A 22262-nucleotide genomic window follows, 5' to 3' on the forward strand; every position below is an offset into this window, starting at 1 on the left:
TCCGTCATTTGAACGGAGAGTCCGGCTCTTTGGCCATGTGGTTGTAATAGAGCTTATCCAGCAATCCGGGCGCAAATTTTTTAATCAACATCGTAGCCCTTCCGTTGAATTCCATCAACAGGGTGCGTTTGCGACGGCTGATTCCCCGAACGATCCGGTGCGCGACTTCGGCCGCGCTCATCATCTTCTCTTCCTCGCGCGGAGATTCGCCCTGAACCGATCCGTCGGCCGTCAATGCCGAGAAGCGGACATTCGACGCCGTGAAGCCGGGGGCCGCGATCATTACGTGCACGCCTTTTTTCAGGTTTTCAATACGGATAGTCTCCATAAATCCCGTCATCGCGTATTTCGAAGCCGAATAGCCCGTGCGTCCCGGCAAACCGTGGATACCGGCCACCGACGATACGCCGACGATCGATCCCTTCGAGGCTTGCAGATAGGGTAGGGCATATTTGGTGCAGTAAACGGCTCCCCAAAAATTGACGTCCATCAGCTGACGAAGTACATCCAGGTCGACGTCGTCGAACAACGCGCGCATCGAGATCCCCGCATTACAGATCAAAATGTCGATCCGGCCGAATCGTTCGACCGTCCGTTCGATCAGCCGTCTGCAATCCGCTTCCCGGGTCACGTCGGTCGCCTCATAAACGGCTTCCGTTCCGCGCGTCTCCAAATCTTCGGCGATCCGGGCCAACTTCCCTTCCGATCTCGCTCCGAGCGCGATTTTTGCGCCGTGCGAAGCGAATTCATAAACCAGCGCATATCCGATTCCGGACGATGCCCCGGTAATAATTACTACTTTATCTTTAAAATTCATCGTATTAATCTATTTTACATAAACAAATTCTTTATATAAAAAAATGCCGTTTGCAATCTACACCTGAAGCAGTCCGAACGAGCGCAATATATCCCACTTTTTCGACAGGTAGAATGCGACGAACGATTCGTCGCTATACGTACCGAAAAGTTTGGAGGCCTGTCCGAACGTAACGGTCTGCGACAGATCTGCAGCAAGCGACATGATTCGCAACAGAAAAGCGGTCTCGTGCGGTTTGAACCGGACGACTTTGGCACCGGAGGCTCCGTACAGCGCAATCCCTTCTTCGCTGCGTTCCGGCGGCAGGCCGATCCAGATTATCCGCGCTTTTTCGTTGTATAGTCTGGCGGCGTCGGGTTTAATCAGTTGGTCGGCGACCAGGGTCGCGTCCACCGTCGCGGGAGGCACTTTCCCGGCAAACCATTTGTGCACCGGCCGGTCGATGCCACTGCCGTACATGTAATTCGCCAACGCTTCATTCAGCGCTTCTCCTACCTGGCGGATGTTGTATCCCCGGTTTTCGACGAACGCCACTTCGTTATTGGCAAACAGATGCACATGGGCGTTGCGCCGTTTGACTCCGTACTCTTCGGGATTCCGCCCGCTCGGGCTGTGGACGGTCATCGCATAACGGTGCCAGAATGCCGAATGCACCAGTTCGGCGCGAAACAACTGCCGCACGACTTCCAACGAATCGACGCTTTCCTGCAGTGTCTCGGTCGGGAAACCGTACATCAGGTACGTGTGCACCAGGATTCCTGCGTCGCATAAATTCCGCATGGCAAGGGTCGCCTGTTCGATATCGACGCCTTTGTTCATCATCTTCAGCAAACGGTTCGAAGCGACCTCCAGGCCGCCCGACACCGCGATGCAACCCGCTGCGGCCATCAGTTGGCACAGATCGCCGGTAAAACTCTTCTCGAAGCGCACGTTCGTCCACCAGACGACGTTCAGCCGCCTGCGCAGGATTTCGATCGAAATCTCTTTCAGCAACCGGGGCGGGGCGGCTTCGTCGACGAAATGGAAACCGCGACTGCCCGTCTGAGCGATTACCTGCTCCATCCAGTCCACGAAACATTCGGCCGGAACGCTGTCGTACCGGCGGATATAATCGAGCGAAGTATCGCAGAACGCACATTTCCCCCAATAACAACCGTGCGCGATCATCATTTTGTTCCAGCGGCCGTCGCTCCACAGACGATGCATCGGATTGGTCACCTCCAACAGCGACAGGTAACGGTCGTGCGGCAGGTCGGCAAAATCGGGACAACCGCGTTGCAGGTGCGTAATCGTTTCGTCTCCGTCGTGATACCCTTCTCTCGTATAAGTATGCAACAGCTCTCCGGAAACGAGGATTCTTTCGAGCGCCGCTTCCCCGTCGTCCAGAATCACATAATCGACGTAGTCGAAAATCTTTTTGTCGCTCATACTGCGCAGTTCGGTCGTCGGATATCCTCCGCCGACGATAATCCGGATCCCGGGATAGCGGTTGCGGATAAATTGGGCGCAGCGCAACGTGGCGAGCAGGCAACCTGGAAACGGCACCGTGAATCCGACGAAAGACGGTCGCAGGACTTCGATCCTCTCGCCTAATAATTCGTTCATCCGTTCTTCGATCGGATTCGGCGGAAGCGCCAGTTCGGCCTCCAATTGCGCGAACGATTCGATTGCCAGCGAAATCCGTTCGCCGTAACGGACGATCTCAAAATTTCCGGTAACCGTCGCGCGGATGAAGTCGCTGATATCCTGCATGTAAAGCGTACAAAGAAACCGGGCGCATTCGGTCGTGCCGAGCGTTCCGAAATAATCGCCGAGGTCCTCGACGGCCCCAAACCGGGCGGCTTGCGGCAGATACTCTCCGGTACAGATCCGGGTGGCCAGCGTGCCGTCCTTTCCCCGCAGAAAATCCGTTACGGCGTCCACGGTCGCCGTGTAGCGCTCCCGCATCCGGTAAATCAGCCGAATATTTTCGTCCTCGCTGCCGGGATAACGATCGAAAAGCCGTTGCAGGAATTCTTTCGTGAAGATCGCGCCGATCAGTTCGATCGACAGGTCGAACTGATCGACCGGGAAACCTTTCCGTTCCAGGTATCCTTTCAGGTAAGCCGTTGCCGGATAGGGACAGTTGACCTGGGTAAACGGCGGCGTAATCAATAACAGTCTTTCCATGCGGTTAATCGGGTATCTCGACCGTCAGTCCGTCGTAGGCGAAATGCACCCCTTCCGGCAATGCCCTTTCCTCGGTCGCATGACGGCCCATTTGGTGGGAAATATGGGTCAGGTAGGCGGCACGGGGCGACACCCGATAACAGATATGCAACGCTTCGTCCAGCGTGAAATGCGACAGGTGATGTTCTTTTCGCAGGGCGTTGATAACCAGCGTATCCACTCCTTCGATCTTTTTGAGCTCGCGGTCGTCGATGCGGTTCATGTCGGTCAGGTAGGCGAGCCGGCCGATCCGGAATCCGAAAACGGGCAACTTATAATGTATGCCGCGGATCGGAACGATTTCGGCGTCGCCGATCCGAAACGGAGCGTCCGGCAGAATCGTATGCAGCCGGATCTCGGGAACCCCCGGGTAGGGATTTTCGGAAAACGCATAGTCGAAATCCTGTTTCACCCGCCGTTGCACCCGCTCTTCGGCATAAATATCGACTGGCTTGCCGGTAACGTAATTGAAAGCGCGCACGTCGTCCAGCCCGGCTATATGATCTTTGTGTTCGTGTGTCAGCAGGATGCCGTCGAGCTTACCGACCGATTCGCGGAGCATCTGCTGCCGGAAATCCGGCCCAGCATCGATTAGCAGGGTAGTCCGGCCGGTTTCCACGAGGGCCGATGTTCTCAACCGTTTGTCGCGGCTGTCGTCGGAACGGCAGACCCAGCAGCCGCACGAAATAACCGGCACGCCCTGAGAAGTCCCCGTTCCTAAAAAAGTAAGTCTGATCATAAATCGTCTCGCAAATTTAACTTCAAAGATAGCAAAAAATTATCCCCGTCGAACGGGCGGCCGGCAAAACGGAAAAAGGCGCGGAAAATTTCCGGGCCTTTCCGATCGGTTTACAGTGACCGCATCCTTATTCGCGCTTCCTGCGGAGGAATTCCTGCATCGCCCTGCGCGAATTGTTCTCGCCCTCTCCGGATTGAACGTGCCCCAAAGGCAACTGCTGAATATGCCTGTCGCAGGGCAGTTGGTTGAACATCGCATAAACCGTCGTCGGCGGACACACCGAATCGATCATGCCTACCGTCACGTACGTGGGAACCTTGACGTGACGAGCGAAGTTGACAAGGTCGTAATAGCGCGCCGCTTCCAGTCGTTTCGGATCGGGTTTCCCGTTCGGAGTATTCGTAACCAGCTTCGGCCAGCAACTGACCCGGCCGACCAGCATACCGGTATGGTCGCACATCCCCGGAATTTCAGAACAAACCAGGTCTACCCGGGGATCGAGGGCTCCGGCGATGATCGCCTGCGCTCCGCCCTGGCTGCAACCCTGCACGATCAGGTTCTCGCCGTCCCACTGCGGTTGGACGGTGATTACGTCGATGGCTCGCAGCAGACGCATGATCATTTCGTGGAAAAACATCGTATTGCGGTCGTCGCGTCCGAACAAAAAATAGTTATGCAATTCGCCGTCTTCCAATTGGCGGTAATAGGAGTCCGGCCGACCGTTCGGCAGCCCGTGCACGTTAAAGTCGAGGACGCACAACCCGTCCTTAGCCCAGTAGGCCGCCCAGTACAGCCGCGAGCTTTTCACTCCGGCCCCGTTCAGCGTGACCAGCGCGGGCAGGGATTTGTCCGCAGCCCCTTTCGGGTAAGCATAGCAGGCGGAAAAGTTTCCGGCCTGGCAGTCGGCCTGAATGTCGAACATTTCGACCGACGGATCCTCCGGATACGGCACCCGGGTCACCCGGATGTTCATCGGTATTTTGGCTTGCTTCTTTATCTCGCGTTTCCAATAGCTCATAAAATCCTTAGGCTCCGGCATACTGGGCGCGATCTGCTCCGGATCGACGGCCGCGCCGGCCATCGCATGCAGTTCGGTTCCCTGAGGCGTCGCGTAACGCGCCATGCACTGGAAAAAACCGGGTTCATGCAATACGTTGCCGCCCAGCACCGCTTTCCCGTCCCGCATCGCCACTTGTCCCTCGGTTTTCGGATCCCAGGTGTCTTTGGTGACGCACCACGCCACCCGGTCGCCGCTAACGGGAGCGCCGTCCTTTTCGAGCGTGACGATGAAACAGATCTCATCCCCTTGGGCATACAAGGCATCCGGGCGGTCGGTGACAACAATCAGCCGGTAACCGTCCGCCTCGTTCAGTTCCCATTGCGCGCAAAGCGGCGCTGTCGGCAGAATGCCGAGCAGCAGCGACAAATACTTTGTCATTTTCATGAGTTCGTAGCTTTATGGTTATTCGGAAGTTTAAACTCTATTGTTTGGTGATCCGGTTCAGCCATTTCAGCATCGAGAACATCACGATCATCGAGATCAGGCAAACGACCACGAACATTCCCCAGGTGAGCCAGATCGGGATCGTCTGGTAAAGAACGGCCCCGATAAACAGCAGTTGATTGCCTATGGCCGTGGCACCGAGCCACCCGCCCTGCATCAATCCCTGGTATTGCGGCGGAGCCACCTTCGACACGAACGATATGCCGAGCGGACTGATGAATAGTTCGGCGATCGTCAGTATCAGGTAAGTGCCGATCAGCAGAAACGGGGTGACGCTTTCCGAATCGGGCAGTCCTCCCATCGCTTCGACCTCGGCCGCCGACGGAAGATTCAGCGAGCCGAGCATCATGACCAGGTAGGCCGTCGCGGCGATTCCCATCCCGATGGCGATCTTAGCCGGCGTGGACGGTTCCCGGCCGTTGGCCCGCATCCATCCGAAAAACGCCAGCACCGCAGGCGTCAGAAATACGACGAAAAACGGATTCATCGACTGAAATATCTCTGCGGAAAGATCGAGCGAACCGATTTTCAGCAGCGTGTAATCTTTTGCGAAAAAAGTAAGCGTCAGCCCGTTCTGGTGAAAAGAGAACCAGAAGAAAATAACGACCGCATAAACGGCGATCAAAGCCCATATCCGTTTTTTCACTTCGGCGGCGGCCATACGCACCGTATGCGGGTCGGAAGTCGCTCCGGAAGCGGTCAATTTGCGGGGGTCGGGCAGCTTCCGTTTGTTGGCCAGGTAAATGACCAGCGAAATCAACATGGCGAAAATAGCGATCCCGAAAGCAAAATGGAATCCGGTGGCGAAAGCGCCAGATACCCGTCGGCAAATGCGGTCATGTCGGTCGGAGCGCCGTTTTTGCTGACCGTTGCGGCGAGCTCCTGAAACCGCGCCGTAGCTTCCGGCGAAAGCGAGTTTCTCAGGAAACCGTGGCACAACTCCGGCAGATCCGGGTCGTACAGGAATCCCTGCGAGGACAACCAGCCGTTTCTCATGCCCACGGCGGCGAGCGGCGCGAAAATAGCTCCGACGTTGATAAACATGTAGAACAGCGAAAACCCCGAATCCCGCATTTTTTCGTATTTCTCGTTATCGTACATCTGTCCTACCAGAGCCTGTAAGTTGCCTTTGAACAGACCGTTGCCGAAGGCGATCGTAAACAGGCCGACACAGGTGACGGTCAGGAACAACGGTACGTTCCGGACCGGAGTCGGCGTAGGGACGGCGATCAGCAGGTATCCCAGCGCCATAACGATCAGCCCGACCAGAATGGTTCCCTTGTAATTCCGGGTCTTATCGGCGATCAGCCGCCGACGAAGGCGAGAATGTAGATCGAAAAATAGAATACCGAGTAGATCAGTCCGGCATTGGTTTTGTCGAGTCCGAATTTGGACATCAAAAACAGCGTGAGGATCGCCATCATGGTATAAAATCCGAAGCGCTCGCCCATATTGGCCAGCGCAGCGGGAAGCAATCCCTTAGGGTGGTTTTTAAACATAATACATCAGTGGTTTAGGTTGGCGCCGGCAGCCCTGCCGGTCTCCGGAGCCGTATGTCCGGATACGCAAAGATAGGGCAAATTTTTCGTTTGATTTGCCCTTCGTCGGATTTTGATTAACTTTAACGTGGAAACAGACCGTAATTATGAAGACTGAAACCATAGCGCAATTACCGATCGTGAAAAAGGATCCGTGGCTTGAGCCCAATGCGGAGGATATGCTGCGGCGTTACGACCGTTACCGGGAGCGGCTGTCCGCCATCGGGAAGGAATGCGGTTCGCTGACCGAGTATGCCAACGGCTATTTTTATTTCGGATTTCAGTATGACGACGCGCTGCGGGGCTGGTGGTTCCGCGAATGGCTGCCCGGCGCGAAGGATGTGTACCTGTTCGGCGACTTCAACGGCTGGCAGCGCACGCAGTTACCGCTGAAAAAGGACGGCTGCGGCGTATGGAGCGTCTTTTTGCCGGACGAGACCTATGGGGAACGCCTGGTACACGGTTCGAAGGTCAAAATGCTGGTGCATGGCGACAACGGCTGGCTCGAACGCATTCCGTCGTACATCCGGCGGGTCGTGCAGGACGAACATACCAAAGATTACACGGGGCAATTATGGGCTCCCGCCGAGCCGTTCGACTGGCGCGGCGATTCGTTCGATATCGCCTCCGTAGGCAGTCTGCTGATTTACGAGTGCCATGTCGGGATGGCCCAGGAAAAGGAAGGAGTCGGCACATACTGCGAATTTATCAAAACGATCCTGCCGCATATCAAAAAAGCGGGCTACAACACGATTCAATTGATGGCGGTCGCCGAACACCCCTATTACGGCAGTTTCGGATACCATGTCAGCAATTTTTTCGCCCCGTCGTCGCGCTTCGGCACTCCGGAAGAACTGAAAGCCCTGGTGCGCAAGGCGCATACGATGGGGTTGGCGGTGATTATGGATCTGGTACATTCGCATTACGTGAAAAATATCAACGAAGGGCTAAACGAGCTCGACGGCACGGATCACCTCTATTCGCCGGCCGGCAAAGCCGGCGATCATCCGTACTGGGATTCGAAGCTGTTCGATTACGGCAAGGAGCAAGTGCGTCATTTCCTGCTCTCCAACATCAAATACTGGCTGACGGAGTTTCATTTCGACGGGTTCCGTTTCGACGGGGTCACGTCGATGATCTATTATCACCACGGTTATACGGAGTTCGACAGCCGCGAGAAATATTTCAGCCCGGAGGTCAACGAAGAGGCGCTATGTTACCTGACGCTGGCCAACCGGTTGATCCACGACCTGTATCCGCACGCCGTCACGATTGCCGAGGACGTCAGCGGTATGCCCGGCATGTGCGCCGCGGCCGAAGAGGGCGGGGTAGGGTTCGACTACCGGCTCGGCATGGCCGTGCCCGACTTCTGGATCAAACTGCTGAAAGAAGTGCCTGACGAACAGTGGGACATCTGGCAGATGTGGAACATGATGACCGACCGGCTGCCTTATGTCAAAACGGTGGCCTACTGCGAGTCGCACGACCAGGCATTGGTCGGCGACCAGACCATTGCGTTCCGGCTGATGAACAAGCAGATGTACACCGATATGAACCGCGCCGCACAGAACGTCGTGATCGACCGCGGCATGGCGCTGCACAAGATGATCCGGCTTTTTACGATCTCGCTGGCGGGACAGGCCTATTTGAATTTTATGGGCAACGAATTCGGACATCCCGAATGGATCGATTTCCCGCGTGAAGGGAACGGCTGGAGCTATGCTCACGCGCGGCGTCTGTGGAGTCTTGCCGAGAACGGATTTCTGCGTTACAGTTACTTGGGCGCTTTCGACCGGGCCATGCTGAAACTGGTGCGGAAATACGACATTCTCGGCAGCGGGTACGCTTATAACCACCTAATGGATACGGCGAACCAAACACTCGCATTCAGTCACGGGACAACGGTTTTCGTATTCAACTGGCACCCTCGGAACAGTATTCCCGACTATGCGATCCCGGTTCCGGAACCGGGCCGTTACCGGATCGTACTGACTTCCGACGCTCCCGAATTCGGCGGTTACGGCCGGATCGACCCGGCTGTGAAAGCGTTCAGTTTTTCGCAGACCGACAGCGACGGCAGTACGCGGCCATACATCCGCATCTACAACCTGTGCCGGTCGGCCCTCGTGCTGACCAGAATGAATCGTTAAATGAATCGAACTGATGGATTTCAATGATTTAAAAGATTTTATCACTCCTGCCGACCACCTTCTTTTCCGGGCGAAAAAACTGTTCGGCAGGGAAGGGAAAATAATCGACGCCGCGATCGCTTACCTCGAACCGGGCGGCGGAGGCCCCGTTGAAATGCATACTCATCGGCACGACCATCTGTTTATCGTAACCAGCGGTCAAGTCCGCATCCGATTGGGCGATTCCGAACGAATTCTGAATCCAACCGAATCGTGTCGGGTACCGGGCTGCATTGCGCACGCCGTCTGGAATCATACCGATCAAACGACCGTAATGATCGGCATTTCAGTCGAATAATCCAAACCGCATCTTCCGATGGATCCGACATTTTTTCGTCCCGCCGCCACCGATTTCGACGCCTTGACAGCACTCTGGGAAGCATCGGTGCGCGCTACGCATCACTTTTTGGACGAGGCGTATATCCGCTACCTGAAACCGCTGATCCGGAACGAATACCTGAAAAGCGTCGAACTGTACGGCTTGCGCGGGAACGACGGCGCGATCGTGGCTTTCATGGGGGTATCCGAACGTAAAATCGAAATGCTGTTCGTCGATCCCGCCTTCCGGGAGATGGGCCTGGGTCGGCATTTGGTAGAATATGCAATCGACCGCCTGCACGTTACCCGTGTGGACGTCAACGAGCAGAACGAACAGGCGGCGGGTTTTTACGCCCGCCTGGGATTCCGATACGTTTCCCGTAGCGAAACCGACGGTTCCGGCAGACCCTATCCGATCCTGCATCTGGAATTACCGCATTCCGGAATGTAGTTGCGTCGCCTAACGTATCGGATTCGTTCGGATTGAATACAATGCTTATTTTCAGCAAACTATAAGACAGAAGTATATGCCGTCTCCTTCATTTCGCCGGGCATCAGAAACACGCATATCCGCTGTGCTTGCCGCAATGTCAGATCCGTATCGAATGCGACGATCGTAACACCCGGATTCGGAGAATCGTAAGTATTTTCCGAAACGGCCGGGCGGATTATCCACCGGACGGGCGTCTGCGAAGCGATCCGCACGTAGCACCGCTTCCCCCCCTTTTCCAGCAACAGAACGCTGTCCGACAAAATCCGGGGCGTGGCTTCCGTGACGAGCGTCCAGCGCATCTGGGTATAATAGAGTCCCGGCTCCACTCGGTCTTCGATAACCGCATAAGAGTCGTCCACCATCGCTACGGCCCGCTCCGCATACCGCACCTGGCCTTCGTAAACCGGGGTCAGATCCATCGCAACGTAACGGAGCCGGGTCGAATCGCGCCAATCCTTTATCTGCACTTTTCCTTTAATCGACTGCGGTTTATCATTAAACGTAAGCGTATTATGCGCTTTATTATTATATCTAAAAACTTCCCATCGCTGCGACCCTTGCGCTCCGTTCCACAGATCCACCCCGCGTTTTTCAAGCCGGTCGTAATCCTCTCCGCCCATATCGATCGCCCAGCGCACCCCGTCGGCCTCGAAAATAAAACTGCCGACATCCATGTGGGCATGACTGGCTCCCGGCGTTCCCATTTTAACCCCCACATACAGAGCGTCCGGATCGTTCCAGCCGGAACGCATTAAGAAAACGGGATTATCGCCGCCGCCTTTCCAATATAGGGTTTCCGGCACGGTCGGTTTGTCGAGCGACGCTCCCTGCCCCCAGACGAACAGCAACGGGAGCAGCCGGTCTTGCAGGTGATTTTTGCGGCTGTCCGCCTGTAATAACCGGCCCTGATTGCAAAGAATCGATGCGTCTCCCGTTTTTCGGTAAAACCAAAACAGAGCCGGGAGCAATCCTGCGTCGGTGCTGCAATCGGAATAACAGAACGAACGCAACTGCGGAGTGACCATGTGCAGCATGAATTTCCCGGACTCCAGAAAACCGGGAGCATCGCACAACCCGAAGTCCGTCCCGAAAGCATTCTCCATAGCGCTGATGAGCAATACATTGAAAGAAGTTCCGTATTCCCAGTAAGCGTATCCTTCCGGATAAGCCCCGTCCGGCGCGTAATGGCGCATCGGGATACGTACTTTTTCGACAGCGCGTTCGATCGTCCGCCGGGCCAGGTCGGGTTCCGTCTCGGCGACCGCCAGCGCCCCGTAAGCCATGCCGCAATGGCACACCTGATTCCAATTGGTCGGCGCGTTCAGGATCGCGTCATGCTCTTTCCCGAACGAAGGTTTCAGTCCCTTTTCGAGAATTGCGGTACGGATCGTTCGCCGCGATGTTTCGGACAGTTTCGGATAAAGCCAGTCGTAACCGATCGCCAGGGCGGCGGTCATTTCGGCCACATCCAGAAAGTGGGACGGATTCCAGTCCGAGAATGAAGCCGCTTTCAGCATTTCGGCCTCGGCCCGGTCGGAATACCTCTTTTCACCGGTCATCCGGTAGGCAAATCCGAGGAAAAGGATGCGCCGCAGGTTTTCACGGGAGGTTGCCAGCAAACGCCGTCCCACGACGACCCGTTCGTTGACGGGAAGCCCGAGCATCGTATCGCATGCCTGCAAAATGGATTCGTACAACCCGTTCCATACCGGCAGTTTCGCTTGTTTTTTCAAAGCTTTCTCGGCCCCTTTGCATAACAGAATGCGCGGATGCGGAGGAAGTTTCCCGATATCTATCGAAACTTTATTATCGGCGCCGGATAACGTTGCAAAGAAAGAAATTACGACTACAAGTACGATACCTTTCGCATTCATTTTGGACGATTTTGAATTTTAACGAATTTTATAGAGCACCAACTCCGAAGGCAGCGGAATCGCCGCAGGCTTGCGGTCGTTGTTTGTCGGCGACGTCTCCCAGCGCAATAGGTGATTGTCGCGCAGAAGCGTATGTACCCGCATACCCGGGAACGAAGACGCGACGGCACGAAGTTGCGCCGAAACCCGATCCGAAACCTCCCGGGTTCCGACCGGCTGCAGGCTTTTCCCGTCGATCAGCACCCGGCTTTTCCTTTCCCGGATATGATCGTATCCGAAAGCGATTTTTCTGTCTTCGGCAACCTTCGGGGTGCCGATGCCCAGTTCGGTCGGCCTGGAATCCCAGCCCTGAATGTGCCAACGGCAATTCCAGCGGATCAGTCGCATCCGTTTCCAAACGCCGCCTTCGAACCGGGCAATAAAAAGTTGATTGTTACCGTCGTATTTCATGGTATCCGATCACAGGCCGGCGGTCGCTGCGATCGCGACGAACCACGCCAGCCATCGAGATTTTTTATTCATTAATTCCTGTTGTTTGTGTACCGGAACCGAATCTTCCGTAGGCGGAAAACCTGTCCCTAAACATTTACAAATGTCAATTATTTCCCCAAAGCAGGTAGGCGCCCGTCCCATAAATGCTTTTTCAACTTCTTGAACTGCCGGTGTCGGTAAATCGCTTCAAGATAATAATAATCAGCATAAACGATCGGAACATCTACCTCCGAATTTGCCGGTTTGCTACCCACCGAATGCATCAGGATAAAATTTCCGTTTTCCCCGACAGGGGCCGTATAACTGTCCGATGAGAGCGAAGCCAGCATCCGGTCGGCCGCGTCGGCATACTTCGGGTCGCTGTACAAAGCGAGTTCGTACAGAGCCGAAGCGGCGATGGCTCCGGCCGAAGCGTCGCGCGGTTCGTCCGGAATGTTCGGAGCGTCGAAATCCCAATAGGGGATCATGTCTTCCGGCAGGCGCGGATGATTCAGAATAAAGTCGGCAATCGCTTCTGCCTGCTGTAAATAACGTTCGTCTCCGGTGAACCGGTAGCAGGTCACGAATCCGTACAGTCCCCATGCCTGTCCGCGCGCCCAGGCCGAACCGTCGGCGTATCCCTGCGCCGTATTTTTCATCCGCACGGCTCCCGTCTGCGGATCGTAGTCGACGACGTGAAAAGAGCTGTGGTCGGCACGGTAGTGGTTTTCGAGCGTTTTATCGGCATGCGACACCGCAATTTTATAGAAACTCGAATCGCCGCTGTAAATCGCAGCGTTGAACAGCAGTTCGAGATTCATCATGTTATCGATGATAACCGGGCATTTCCAGCGTTTGTTCGGGTTCCACGACATAATCACGCCGGCCTCGGGTTGAAACCGCGTCGCCAGCGAACGCGCCGACTGAATCAGCACGTCCCGGTATGCCGGATCGCCGGTGATTCGGTAACCGTTGCCGTAACTGCATCCCATTCGGAATCCGATGTCGTGATCCGAAGTCAGGTTTTTGATCCGTTCGAGTCGTTCGGTCTGTTCCGACGCGCGCGTTTTCCACTGCGGATCACCGGTCAGCTCGTACAGAAACCACAGCGAACCGGGGAAGAAACCGCTGATCCACCCTTCGTAAGCGCAGTAACGGTTCACCCCGTTCTGGAAATTTTGCGGGGATTTGCGTTCGCCGGTAGCCATCAGTTTGTCATACAGTCCGGCCGTTTGCCGCGCCGCCGATTCCGTATATTTTTTCACATCGATTCGCGGCGATTTGCTTTTGCAGCATGCGCCATTCACCGACAGCAGAGCCGCGATGCCGAGCAGCGGCACCCATTTGTTCTTTTTCATAGTTTCAGGTCAGATTTTCGGTTTTACAACTGTTCGGCCGCCAATGCAACCGTTTGCACAAATGTAAAGCGTTTTTTCCGGAAAAGCAAACCGTTCCGGTAGGAAATATCGGGAAAGCATAGTAACAACAAAGCGTGTAGCGCAAATAAATTCGGGGAAAGATACGATCTGTAAAAAGGAATGATTATATTTGCAATCGGTTGCACGAAAGAAGCGAAGAAACCGTTTATGAAGACGAAAAAAATATCGATTTACGACATCGCGCGGAAGCTGGGGGTTTCGACTTCCACGGTATCGAGGGCGCTGCAGGATAACCCCGCGATCAGCGTCGAAATGCGCGACCGGATCCGGAAAACGGCCGAAGAAATGGGCTACAAACCCAATGTATTCGCCGTCAACTTGCAGCGGGGCAGCACCCGAACGATCGGGGTCGTGGTGCCGATGGTCAGCCGAAACTTTTTCTCCGTGGCGATCGACGGCATCGAGGAAGCCGCTTCGCAGCGGGGATACGACGTGATGATCTACCAGTCCCGGAACGATCCGGAACGGGAAGTGCGGATACTGAACAGTTTTCTGCACGGCAAGGTGGACGGCGTGATCGCCTCGTTGGCATCGGGCGCCGGGGATTATACGCATTACCGGGCATTATCCCGTTACGGTATGCCGCTGGTGCTTTTCGACCGTTACGCTCCCGGGCTGGACGCGGGCACCGTTTTGCTGGACGATTACAAAGGGGCCTTCGATACGGTCGAGCACTTGATCGGACAGGGATACCGCCGGATTTATCACTATGCCGGATCGCAACGCGTCAGCATTTGGAAAAACCGGAGGACGGGTTACGAGGACGCGCTGCGCCGTCACGGAATCGAACCGCTCTCCGACTGGATCGCCGAAGGTGCGACGACCGAAGAAGGAGGCTATAAAGCGATGGAACGACTGTTTGCCGCCGGGGAGACGCTGCCCGAAGCCGTCTTCTTCGCCGGCGATTATGCGGCTCTCGGGGCCTACCGGTCGCTGCGCGAACACGGACTCCGCGTCCCGGACGACATGGCGCTGGCCGGATTTGCCAACGAACCGTTCTGCGAGCTGATCACCCCCAGTTTCACTTCGGTCGAACAATTCGGTTACCGGATGGGAAGCGCCGCCGCGCAGATGCTGCTGGATAAACTCGACGGAGGGCCTTACATGGACATCGTGATTCCCCCTAAACTGATCGTCCGCGAATCCTCGCAACGGAAAAGAACCGAATAACAAATTTATTATTTGAAAAACGATATGCAATACGAAGAACGCTATGCCGCACACCCGGACGATGCGAAGGGGTACGACACCGACAGGCTCCGCAGGGAATTCCTGATCGAAAAACTGTTCGAACCGGACGATATCCGGCTCGTCTATTCGGCTTACGACCGACTGATCGTCGGAGGGATCATGCCAGTCGGCCGACCGCTCGAACTGACGCCGATCGACCCGCTGAAAGCTCCCTTTTTCCTGCATCGCCGTGAACTCGGGATCATCAACGTCGGCGGAAAAGGCACGGTACAAGCCGGCGACAACACGTTCGAACTGAATTACAAGGAGGCTCTCTACCTCGCAGCGGCGACCGGACGGTAACGTTTCGTTCTGCGGACGCTTCCGCACCGGCCCTGTTCTACATCAATTCCGCACCGGCCCACCGGAACTATCCCGATCGGAAAGTAACCAAGTCCGACGCGGTCGTCGCCAAAATGGGCTCGCTCGAAGATTCGAACGCGCGTACGATCAATAAACTGATTGTCAAACAGGTGCTTCCGACCTGTCAGTTGCAAATGGGAATGACCGAACTCGAACCGGGCAGCGTGTGGAACACGATGCCGGCCCATACGCACAACCGGCGCATGGAAGCCTATTTTTATTTCGAACTTCCGGCGGACGCGGCCGTATGCCATTTTATGGGGCAGCCGCAACAGACCCGCCACATCTGGATGCGGAAGCACCAGGCGGTGATCTCCCCGGCCTGGTCGATCCATTCGGCCTGCGCGACCCATAACTATACGTTCATTTGGGGCATGGCCGGCGAAAACCTCGATTACGGGGATATGGACACCTGCGCCGTAACCGATCTAAAATAACGAAGCGATGGATATACGAAAACTTTTCTCCCTGGAAGGACGTGTGGCGCTGGTAACCGGAGCCACACACGGTCTTGGCATGGCAGTGGCGACGGCGCTGGCAGGAGCCGGGGCTACGCTGGCGGTCAACGGACATTCGGCCGACCGGCTCGACAAGGCGCTGAAAACATATGAGAACAAAGGAATCGACGCAAAAGGCTATTTGTTCGACGTGACCGACGAGCAGGCCGTCGCCGAAGGTGTCGCCCGGATCGAACGGGAAGCGGGCCCGATCGATATCCTGGTCAACAATGCGGGGATTATCAAGCGGATTCCGGCGCTGGAAATGACGTTGCCGGAGTGGAACGAGGTAATTGCGACCGACCTGACGTCGCCTTTTCTGATGTCGCGGGCGGTCGCCGCCGGAATGATCCGCCGCGGACACGGCAAGATCGTCAACATGTGTTCGATGATGAGCGAGGTCGGGCGCAGCAGCGTAACGGCTTACGCCGCGGCCAAAGGAGGATTGAAAATGCTGACGAAAAATCTGGCAACCGAATGGGCGAAACACAACATCCAGGTCAACGGCATCGGCCCCGGCTATTTCGCGACCGAACAGACGGCGCCGATCCGCGTGAACGGTAATCCGTTCAACGAATTCATCGTCAGCCGCACCCCGGCATCGCGCTGGGGCGATCCGGAGGACCTGGCCGGAGCGGCCGTGTTCCTCGCATCGCGGGCGTCGGATTTTGTAAATGGACACATTCTGTATGTCGACGGCGGTATCCTGGCTTCGCTGGGGCGGGCCGCCAATGAAAACTAAAATGATATCGCATATGAAACTGATTTTATTGGCTGTCGCATCGTGCGCGCTGACATGGGCGTCGTGCACGCGGGAATTGGTCGTCGAGGTAACGAATCCGACCGGTCTGGAACGAATTTACGAAACGGTGGAAATTCCCTGGCAAAAGTCGAATCCGCGCTGCCGGGCGTCGCGCCGCAGGAAGTCGTGGTACTGACGCCCGACGGGGATACGCTGCCGTGCCAGGCCGTGACGCTCGGCGAAGAAACGCCGCAGAGCCTGATTTTCCAGATATCTCTGATCGGCGACGCTTCGGAAAAATACCAGATCCGCAAAGGTCGTCCGGCTCCGCCGACACCGCAGGTATTCGGGCGACTGGTGCCTGAACGAATGGACGATTTCGCCTGGGAAAACAACCTGATCGGTTTCCGTATGTACGGTCCGGCCCTGCAGGCAACCGGCGAGATCAGCAACGGGATCGACATCTGGCAAAAACGCACGCGCGACCTGGTCGTGGATAAATGGTATAAAAACGGCGATTACCACACCGACCACGGAGAAGGGCTCGACTGCTACAAAGTAGGCCGGACGCTCGGCGCCGGAGCGATGGCTCCTTACCTGAACGATACGGTCTGGCTCGGAAACAATTTCGTCGAATCCAGGATTCTGGACAACGGCCCGATCCGGATCACGTTCGAACTGACCTACGCTCCGTACCGGGTCGGCGACCGGCCGGTAACCGAAAAGCGGATCATCTCGCTGGATGCCAACACCCGCTTCAACCGGGTGACCGAGATCTACGACCGGTCGATGGAAGCGGCAGCGGGCATCGTACTGCGGGACGGAGGCGAACGGATGCAGGACGGACATTGCATCGCCTATTGGGAACCGGCGGCCGGTAACGACGGAAATACCGGCATCGGCGTAGTATTTCCCGAGGGCATCGCGCAGAGCGTCGAGAACTGCGGTCACTTGCTGGCGCTTACGTCCGTAAAAGCGAACGAACCGTTCACCTATTACACCGGCGCAGGCTGGAGCAAAGCCGGTACGGAAGATGCGAAAGCGTGGTTCGAAGAGGTGAAAAACGAATCCGCCAGACTCGCCGCTCCGCTGGTCGTCGACATCCGGTAACCGACCGGGATCATTCCGGACAAAACGTAAAGGCCGACGGTGCGAACCGCCGGCCTTTACCGGTAAAATACGGGTTAAATTTTTTATTTTCCGACCGGGATATTACTTTTGCCGGTGCAATCCAACCCCGAATTTATGAAACGATTTTTTCGATCCGCCCTACTGCTGCTGTCCGTACTGTCGACCGCAGGCTGCAATCGTCCGTCCGACAACGGAGCCGGTATTTCCGACCTGCAAACCCGTTACTGGAACAACGAAAGCGTCCGCAAAGGACTCTATGTAAAAAATGTGCCCGCAACGGGCGTAAATGCCGTTTCGGAAGCGGTCATTTGCCTGGCCGGCCGGGAATACCATGCTACCGGAGTGAACTGCTACGGCCTTTTTTCGTATTGCCTGAAAGACGGCGGAATCGACCTTACCGACGCCTACGCTTCGCTGGATATACTGAAAGAACAGGGCGTCGGCGTCGTCCGTTTCAATTGCGGCGTCTTTTACAGCGAGGAACTCCCCGCCTATACGGATCACCGGGACGACTACCTGGCTGCGCTTCGCAAAGTCGCCGCTTATGCCCAGCAGTGCGAAATCGGCCTGATCCCGAGCTTTTTCTGGAACTACTCGGCCGTTTCGCTCTACTACGGCGAACCTTACCGCTGCTGGGGAAAAGCAGGTAGCCGGACAGTCGGTTTCCTCATGCGGTACACCGAGGACGTCGTAACGGCTCTGCGGGAATACAAGAGTATTTTCGGTTGGGAATTCGGCAACGAACTGAATTTGCAGGCCGACCTGCCGAACTGGCAGGAGCGGTTCGATACGGAAGATCCCGCCAATTGGACGAAAGGGGACGACATTCATTTCGCATTCCGTACTTTCGCCGATATCGTCCGGGCGAAGGATCCCGACTCGCGGATGATCCTGTCGGGCAACGCGACCCTCAGGCCTTCCCAGTACCATCAGTACGTCGAAAACTCCTGGGATACGGACGATACCGGACAGTACCGTGCGATTACGAACCTGTTCAATCCGTATCCGATCAATACCGTAACCGAACACGTTTACGAAACCGGCCGAAAATTTTCCGACTGCGGAAAGGTGTCGCTCGACCGGCAGCTCCGGGAAGCGATGTATGCCGCACGAACGCTCAACAAAGCATATGTGGTCGGCGAATTCGCAGGCGTGTTGCAGTCCGAAGAGGCTTACCGCAAGTATTACGACGCTTTCCTGGACGCGGGAGTACAACTCACCCTGCTGTGGAATTTCGCGTTGAGAGGAGATGTCGAACATAGTTTCACGGCGACGGAGCCTCGGGGACAGTACCTATTCGGCCTGATCCGGGAATACAACGAAAAATATGCCCGAGAAACGGGGAAGTGAACACTCGACAAAAAACGAAAACGGATCTCGACGAGATCCGTTTTCGTTTTATAACATCCGGGTGTGCCGCGTTACGATTGTTGGCCGTTTTCGCCGGATTCTTCTTGAGACTCTTCGTTCCCGGTTTTGAATTCGGTCATTCCCGAAGCGACCAGCAGGTTATACCACGTCGCCATTTTTTTCATGTCGGAAACATGAACCCGGCTGCGATCGTATTCGGGCAGCACTTCGGCAAAATATTTTTTCAGCGCTTCGGCGGGAGACTTGGGATCGATCGTCTGCTTACCTTCGCATTTCTCATAAATCTTTTGGAAAACCTCGGCCAACGGCATGTCTTCCCCGTCGGTGAAAATAGCGATCTCTCCGAGCGAGCTGACCCTTGCGGTCGCCGGGGCGCAGGTGCGCGTTCCGTCGGCCAGCGATTCGACGATGATGCCGTTGCGGCTCTGCGCCACGAACTTGAACAATCCTCCCTGACCCGAGATGGCCAGAACATCTTTCAACTTCATAAAACTTGTTTTTGGTTTTGCGGTTCCAAAAGTACAATAAAAAACCGAAAATGCATTGCTTTTCGGAAATGTCGCACAAATTAAATATTCCGGTAACATCCGCTCGCTATAATTTGCATACCGGTTCGCAGCGACGGCTCCCGAGGCTTTCCCGGGGAACGCCGTTTCGTTGCGGAGCTGTCGCTGCAAACCGGAGCCCCAGTAAACGAGCCTTCGGCACACGAAACAAACCGATAAAATGCCCCCGGATCGGTGTCGAAATTAGGTTTTTGCGGTTTTTTTCCCTATTATTGCAGGTTGAAAAGCGCGGAGAAATTTTCCGCGCCGGAAGCTCGCCGAACGGCAAAAAGGCGGATCGTCCGGTTGGTGCCGAAAGACTAAACGTAATTTATGAAAAATAAACCGATGAAAGTATTGAAATTTGGCGGGACTTCGGTCGGTTCCGAAAAAGGGCTATCGCAAGTAAAGAAAATCGTGGAATCCTGTTCCGAGGATGTGATCGTAGTGGTATCGGCCTTGGGAGGCATAACGGATCAACTGTTGCTTACGGCTCGTCTGGCTGCTGCCGGCGACGAAGCTTATATGCCCCAGTGTACGGCCATGATCGCCCGCCACAACGAACTCGTCGAAAAGATCGTGCTGCCCGAAAACCGGCCGGGAGTTCAAAACCGGCTGGATGAACTGCTGGACGAACTGAGCAATATTTTCAAAGGGGTTTACCTGATCCGGGATCTCTCCCCGAAAACGACCGACATGATCCTCAGCTACGGAGAACGGCTTTCGTCGGAGATCGTATGCGGCGCGGTTGCCGGTTCGGTTCGGTACGACGCGCGGGAATTCATCAAAACCAAACCGCTGTTCAACCGCCATGTGGTCGATTTCGCATCCACCGAAAAATTGATCGAACGCCGTTTCGAAAAGATGCCTCACGTGGCGATCGTCCCCGGTTTCATCGCAACCGACCTGGCCAACGGCGACGCGACGAATCTCGGCCGAGGCGGATCGGACTATACGGCAGCCATCCTCGCATCGACGCTGAAAGCGTCCGCGCTGGAGATATGGACGGACGTGGACGGCTTTATGACCGCCGACCCGAAGGTTATCAACGATGCGTACGTGATCGAACACCTGAGTTACGTCGAAGCGATGGAGCTATGCAATTTCGGAGCGAAGGTGATCTATCCGCCGACGATCTTCCCGGCTTACCACAAAAATATTCCGATCGTGATCCGCAATACGTTCAACCTGGATTCGAAAGGCACGGCCATTTCCCGGGAGTCGTCGGGGGATGCCAGCCGGGCGATCAAAGGAATCTCGTCGATCAACGACACCTGCCTGATCACGATCCAGGGCTTGGGCATGGTCGGCGTTATCGGCGTCAACTACCGGATTTTCAAAACGCTCGCCAAATCGGGAATCAGCGTATTCCTCGTCTCGCAGGCGGCGTCCGAAAATACGACCTCGATCGGCGTGCGCAACGACGACGCGGATCTCGCGATGGAAGTGCTGACTGAAGAGTTCGCGCAGGAAATCGCGCTGGGGGAAATCAATAAGATCAAAAAAGAACCGAATCTCGCCACGATCGCGATCGTCGGCGAAAATATGAAACACACGCCGGGTATCGCCGGAAAACTGTTCGGCACGCTCGGCCGTAGCGGGATCAATGTGATCGCCTGCGCGCAGGGGGCTTCGGAAACCAACATTTCGTTCGTGGTGTCGCTCGACAGCCTGCGCAAGACGTTGAACGTGCTTCACGATTCGTTCTTCCTGTCCGATTACCAGGTGTTGAATATCTTTATCGCCGGAGTGGGGCTGATCGGAAGCAACTTGCTGGAACAGATCCGCCTGCAGCAGGCCAAGCTGATGAAGGAAAATTCCTTGCAGATCCGGGTGGTCGGCGCGACCAACTCCAAACGGTATATCGTCGACCGCGACGGTCTCGACCTGAAGACCTATCGCGACGAACTCCGGCGTTCGGAAAACGTCTCGACGCCGGCGGCATTCCGGGATGCGATCCTGTCGATGAATATTTTCAACTCCGTTTTCGTGGACTGCACGGCCAGCGCCGAGGTTGCGGATATCTACAAGGATCTGCTGGAGCACAACGTTTCGGTCGTGGCCGCCAACAAGACCGCGGCGTCGTCCGAATACGACCGTTATCACGAACTCAAATCGATTGCCCGTAAACGGGGAGTCAAGTTCCTATTCGAAACGAATGTCGGAGCGGGCCTGCCGATCATCAATACGATCAGCGATCTGATCAACAGCGGCGACCGCATCCTGAAAATCGAAGCGGTGGTTTCCGGAACGCTAAATTATATTTTCAACGAGATGAGCGCGACCGTGCCGATGAGCAAAGCGATCAAAATGGCACAGGAAGCCGGTTATGCCGAACCCGACCCGCGGATCGACCTGAGCGGCATGGACGTAATCCGCAAACTGGTGATTCTCTCCCGCGAAGCCGGGTACCGAGTCGAACAAGCCGACGTGAAAAAGCACCTGTTCATCCCCGAAAAATATTTCGAAGGATCGGTCGAGGATTTCTGGCGTAAAATTCCCGAGATCGACGCCGAATTCGAACAGCGCCGCAAAAAGCTCGAAGCGAGCGGTAAGCGCTGGCGTTTCATCGCCACGATGGAAAACGGCAAGACCGAAGTGGGATTGCGCGAGGTAGACAGCGAAAGCCCGTTCTACCACCTGGCCGGCAGCAACAACGTAATCCTGCTGACAACCGAACGCTATAAGGAGTATCCGATGCAGATCAAAGGATACGGAGCCGGAGCCGGAGTGACTGCCGCAGGCGTCTTCGCGGACATTATCAGCATTGCGAATATCCGGTAAACAGAGCAA

At 55.6% G+C, this 22262-nt stretch carries 17 protein-coding genes and 2 pseudogenes; 10 read left to right on the top strand and 9 right to left on the bottom strand.

Features of this window, described 5'->3' with window-relative positions; genetic code table 11:
- Positions 1–4 precede the first annotated feature (4 nt).
- The 5 genes and pseudogenes from DW082_RS03075 to DW082_RS03095 all read right to left on the bottom strand — a co-directional run bounded on the left by DW082_RS03075 (position 5) and on the right by DW082_RS03095 (position 6767).
- On the bottom strand, positions 5–817 hold the full coding sequence (locus DW082_RS03075) for an SDR family oxidoreductase (protein WP_055206342.1): 813 nt from the start codon (positions 815–817) through the stop codon (positions 5–7).
- Positions 818–874: 57 nt separating this feature from the next.
- Complete coding sequence (locus tag DW082_RS03080; protein ID WP_118457268.1) at positions 875–2986, bottom strand: radical SAM protein; 2112 nt, start codon at positions 2984–2986, stop codon at positions 875–877.
- Positions 2987–2990: 4 nt separating this feature from the next.
- A complete protein-coding gene (locus tag DW082_RS03085) occupies positions 2991–3764 on the bottom strand; it encodes an MBL fold metallo-hydrolase (protein ID WP_153498401.1) in 774 nt (257 codons plus the stop codon).
- A 127-nt stretch (positions 3765–3891) separates the two neighbouring features.
- A complete protein-coding gene (locus DW082_RS03090) occupies positions 3892–5202 on the bottom strand; it encodes an acetylxylan esterase (protein WP_182424074.1) in 1311 nt (436 codons plus the stop codon).
- Between the two features lie 43 nt (positions 5203–5245).
- Positions 5246–6767 (bottom strand): annotated as a pseudogene (locus DW082_RS03095) (peptide MFS transporter).
- Positions 6768–6913: 146 nt separating this feature from the next.
- On the opposite strand from DW082_RS03095, the gene DW082_RS03100 reads away from it, so the two are divergent.
- From DW082_RS03100 to DW082_RS03110, 3 genes are read left to right on the top strand one after another with little or no spacing between them, the layout of a single operon-like run.
- The gene (locus tag DW082_RS03100; RefSeq protein ID WP_118457271.1) at positions 6914–8956 is read left to right on the top strand and encodes an alpha-amylase family glycosyl hydrolase; all 2043 of its coding nucleotides are present in this window, start codon (positions 6914–6916) and stop codon (positions 8954–8956) included.
- Between the two features lie 13 nt (positions 8957–8969).
- Positions 8970–9293, top strand: a complete 324-nt coding sequence (locus tag DW082_RS03105; protein WP_101573225.1) for a cupin domain-containing protein — start codon at positions 8970–8972, stop codon at positions 9291–9293.
- 18 nt (positions 9294–9311) lie between these two features.
- Complete coding sequence (locus DW082_RS03110; protein ID WP_101573223.1) at positions 9312–9764, top strand: GNAT family N-acetyltransferase; 453 nt, start codon at positions 9312–9314, stop codon at positions 9762–9764.
- A 59-nt stretch (positions 9765–9823) separates the two neighbouring features.
- Here DW082_RS03110 and DW082_RS03115 read toward each other — a convergent pair whose 3' ends face one another.
- The 3 genes from DW082_RS03115 to DW082_RS03125 form a co-directional block, all read right to left on the bottom strand.
- Positions 9824–11539, bottom strand: coding sequence for a heparinase II/III family protein (locus tag DW082_RS03115; protein WP_259335483.1), 1716 nt, complete (start codon positions 11537–11539; stop codon positions 9824–9826).
- 159 nt (positions 11540–11698) lie between these two features.
- On the bottom strand, positions 11699–12130 hold the full coding sequence (locus DW082_RS03120; protein ID WP_101573219.1) for a hypothetical protein: 432 nt from the start codon (positions 12128–12130) through the stop codon (positions 11699–11701).
- 149 nt (positions 12131–12279) lie between these two features.
- Entirely contained in the window at positions 12280–13509 is a 1230-nt protein-coding gene (locus DW082_RS03125; protein WP_101573217.1) for a glycoside hydrolase family 88 protein, read from the bottom strand.
- Positions 13510–13737: 228 nt separating this feature from the next.
- On the opposite strand from DW082_RS03125, the gene DW082_RS03130 reads away from it, so the two are divergent.
- The 6 genes and pseudogenes from DW082_RS03130 to DW082_RS03150 all read left to right on the top strand — a co-directional run bounded on the left by DW082_RS03130 (position 13738) and on the right by DW082_RS03150 (position 18903).
- On the top strand, positions 13738–14760 hold the full coding sequence (locus DW082_RS03130) for a LacI family DNA-binding transcriptional regulator (protein ID WP_101573431.1): 1023 nt from the start codon (positions 13738–13740) through the stop codon (positions 14758–14760).
- 24 nt (positions 14761–14784) lie between these two features.
- Positions 14785–15620, top strand: a pseudogene (kduI, locus tag DW082_RS03135) (5-dehydro-4-deoxy-D-glucuronate isomerase).
- A 7-nt stretch (positions 15621–15627) separates the two neighbouring features.
- Positions 15628–16422 carry a gluconate 5-dehydrogenase gene (locus DW082_RS03140; RefSeq protein ID WP_101573215.1) on the top strand — a complete coding sequence of 265 codons (795 nt, stop codon included), beginning with the start codon at positions 15628–15630 and terminating at the stop codon, positions 16420–16422.
- A gap of 13 nt (positions 16423–16435) precedes the next feature.
- Positions 16436–16618, top strand: coding sequence for a hypothetical protein (locus DW082_RS14885; RefSeq protein WP_259335484.1), 183 nt, complete (start codon positions 16436–16438; stop codon positions 16616–16618).
- The gene (locus DW082_RS03145) at positions 16609–17532 is read left to right on the top strand and encodes a DUF4861 domain-containing protein (protein WP_259335485.1); all 924 of its coding nucleotides are present in this window, start codon (positions 16609–16611) and stop codon (positions 17530–17532) included. The genes DW082_RS14885 and DW082_RS03145 overlap by 10 nt, the downstream gene beginning before the upstream one ends.
- A 135-nt stretch (positions 17533–17667) precedes the next feature.
- Positions 17668–18903 carry a cellulase family glycosylhydrolase gene (locus tag DW082_RS03150; RefSeq protein ID WP_118457276.1) on the top strand — a complete coding sequence of 412 codons (1236 nt, stop codon included), beginning with the start codon at positions 17668–17670 and terminating at the stop codon, positions 18901–18903.
- Between the two features lie 71 nt (positions 18904–18974).
- Here the strand turns inward: DW082_RS03150 and DW082_RS03155 are convergent, their stop codons facing one another.
- The gene (locus DW082_RS03155; protein ID WP_101573208.1) at positions 18975–19412 is read right to left on the bottom strand and encodes a DUF5606 domain-containing protein; all 438 of its coding nucleotides are present in this window, start codon (positions 19410–19412) and stop codon (positions 18975–18977) included.
- A gap of 405 nt (positions 19413–19817) precedes the next feature.
- On the opposite strand from DW082_RS03155, the gene thrA reads away from it, so the two are divergent.
- Entirely contained in the window at positions 19818–22253 is a 2436-nt protein-coding gene (thrA, locus tag DW082_RS03160; RefSeq protein WP_055206317.1) for a bifunctional aspartate kinase/homoserine dehydrogenase I, read from the top strand.
- The last annotated feature ends 9 nt before the right edge of the window (positions 22254–22262 follow it).

This window comes from Alistipes sp. AF48-12 (assembly GCF_003477565.1).
Classification (GTDB): Bacteria; Bacteroidota; Bacteroidia; order Bacteroidales; family Rikenellaceae; genus Alistipes_A; species Alistipes_A hominis.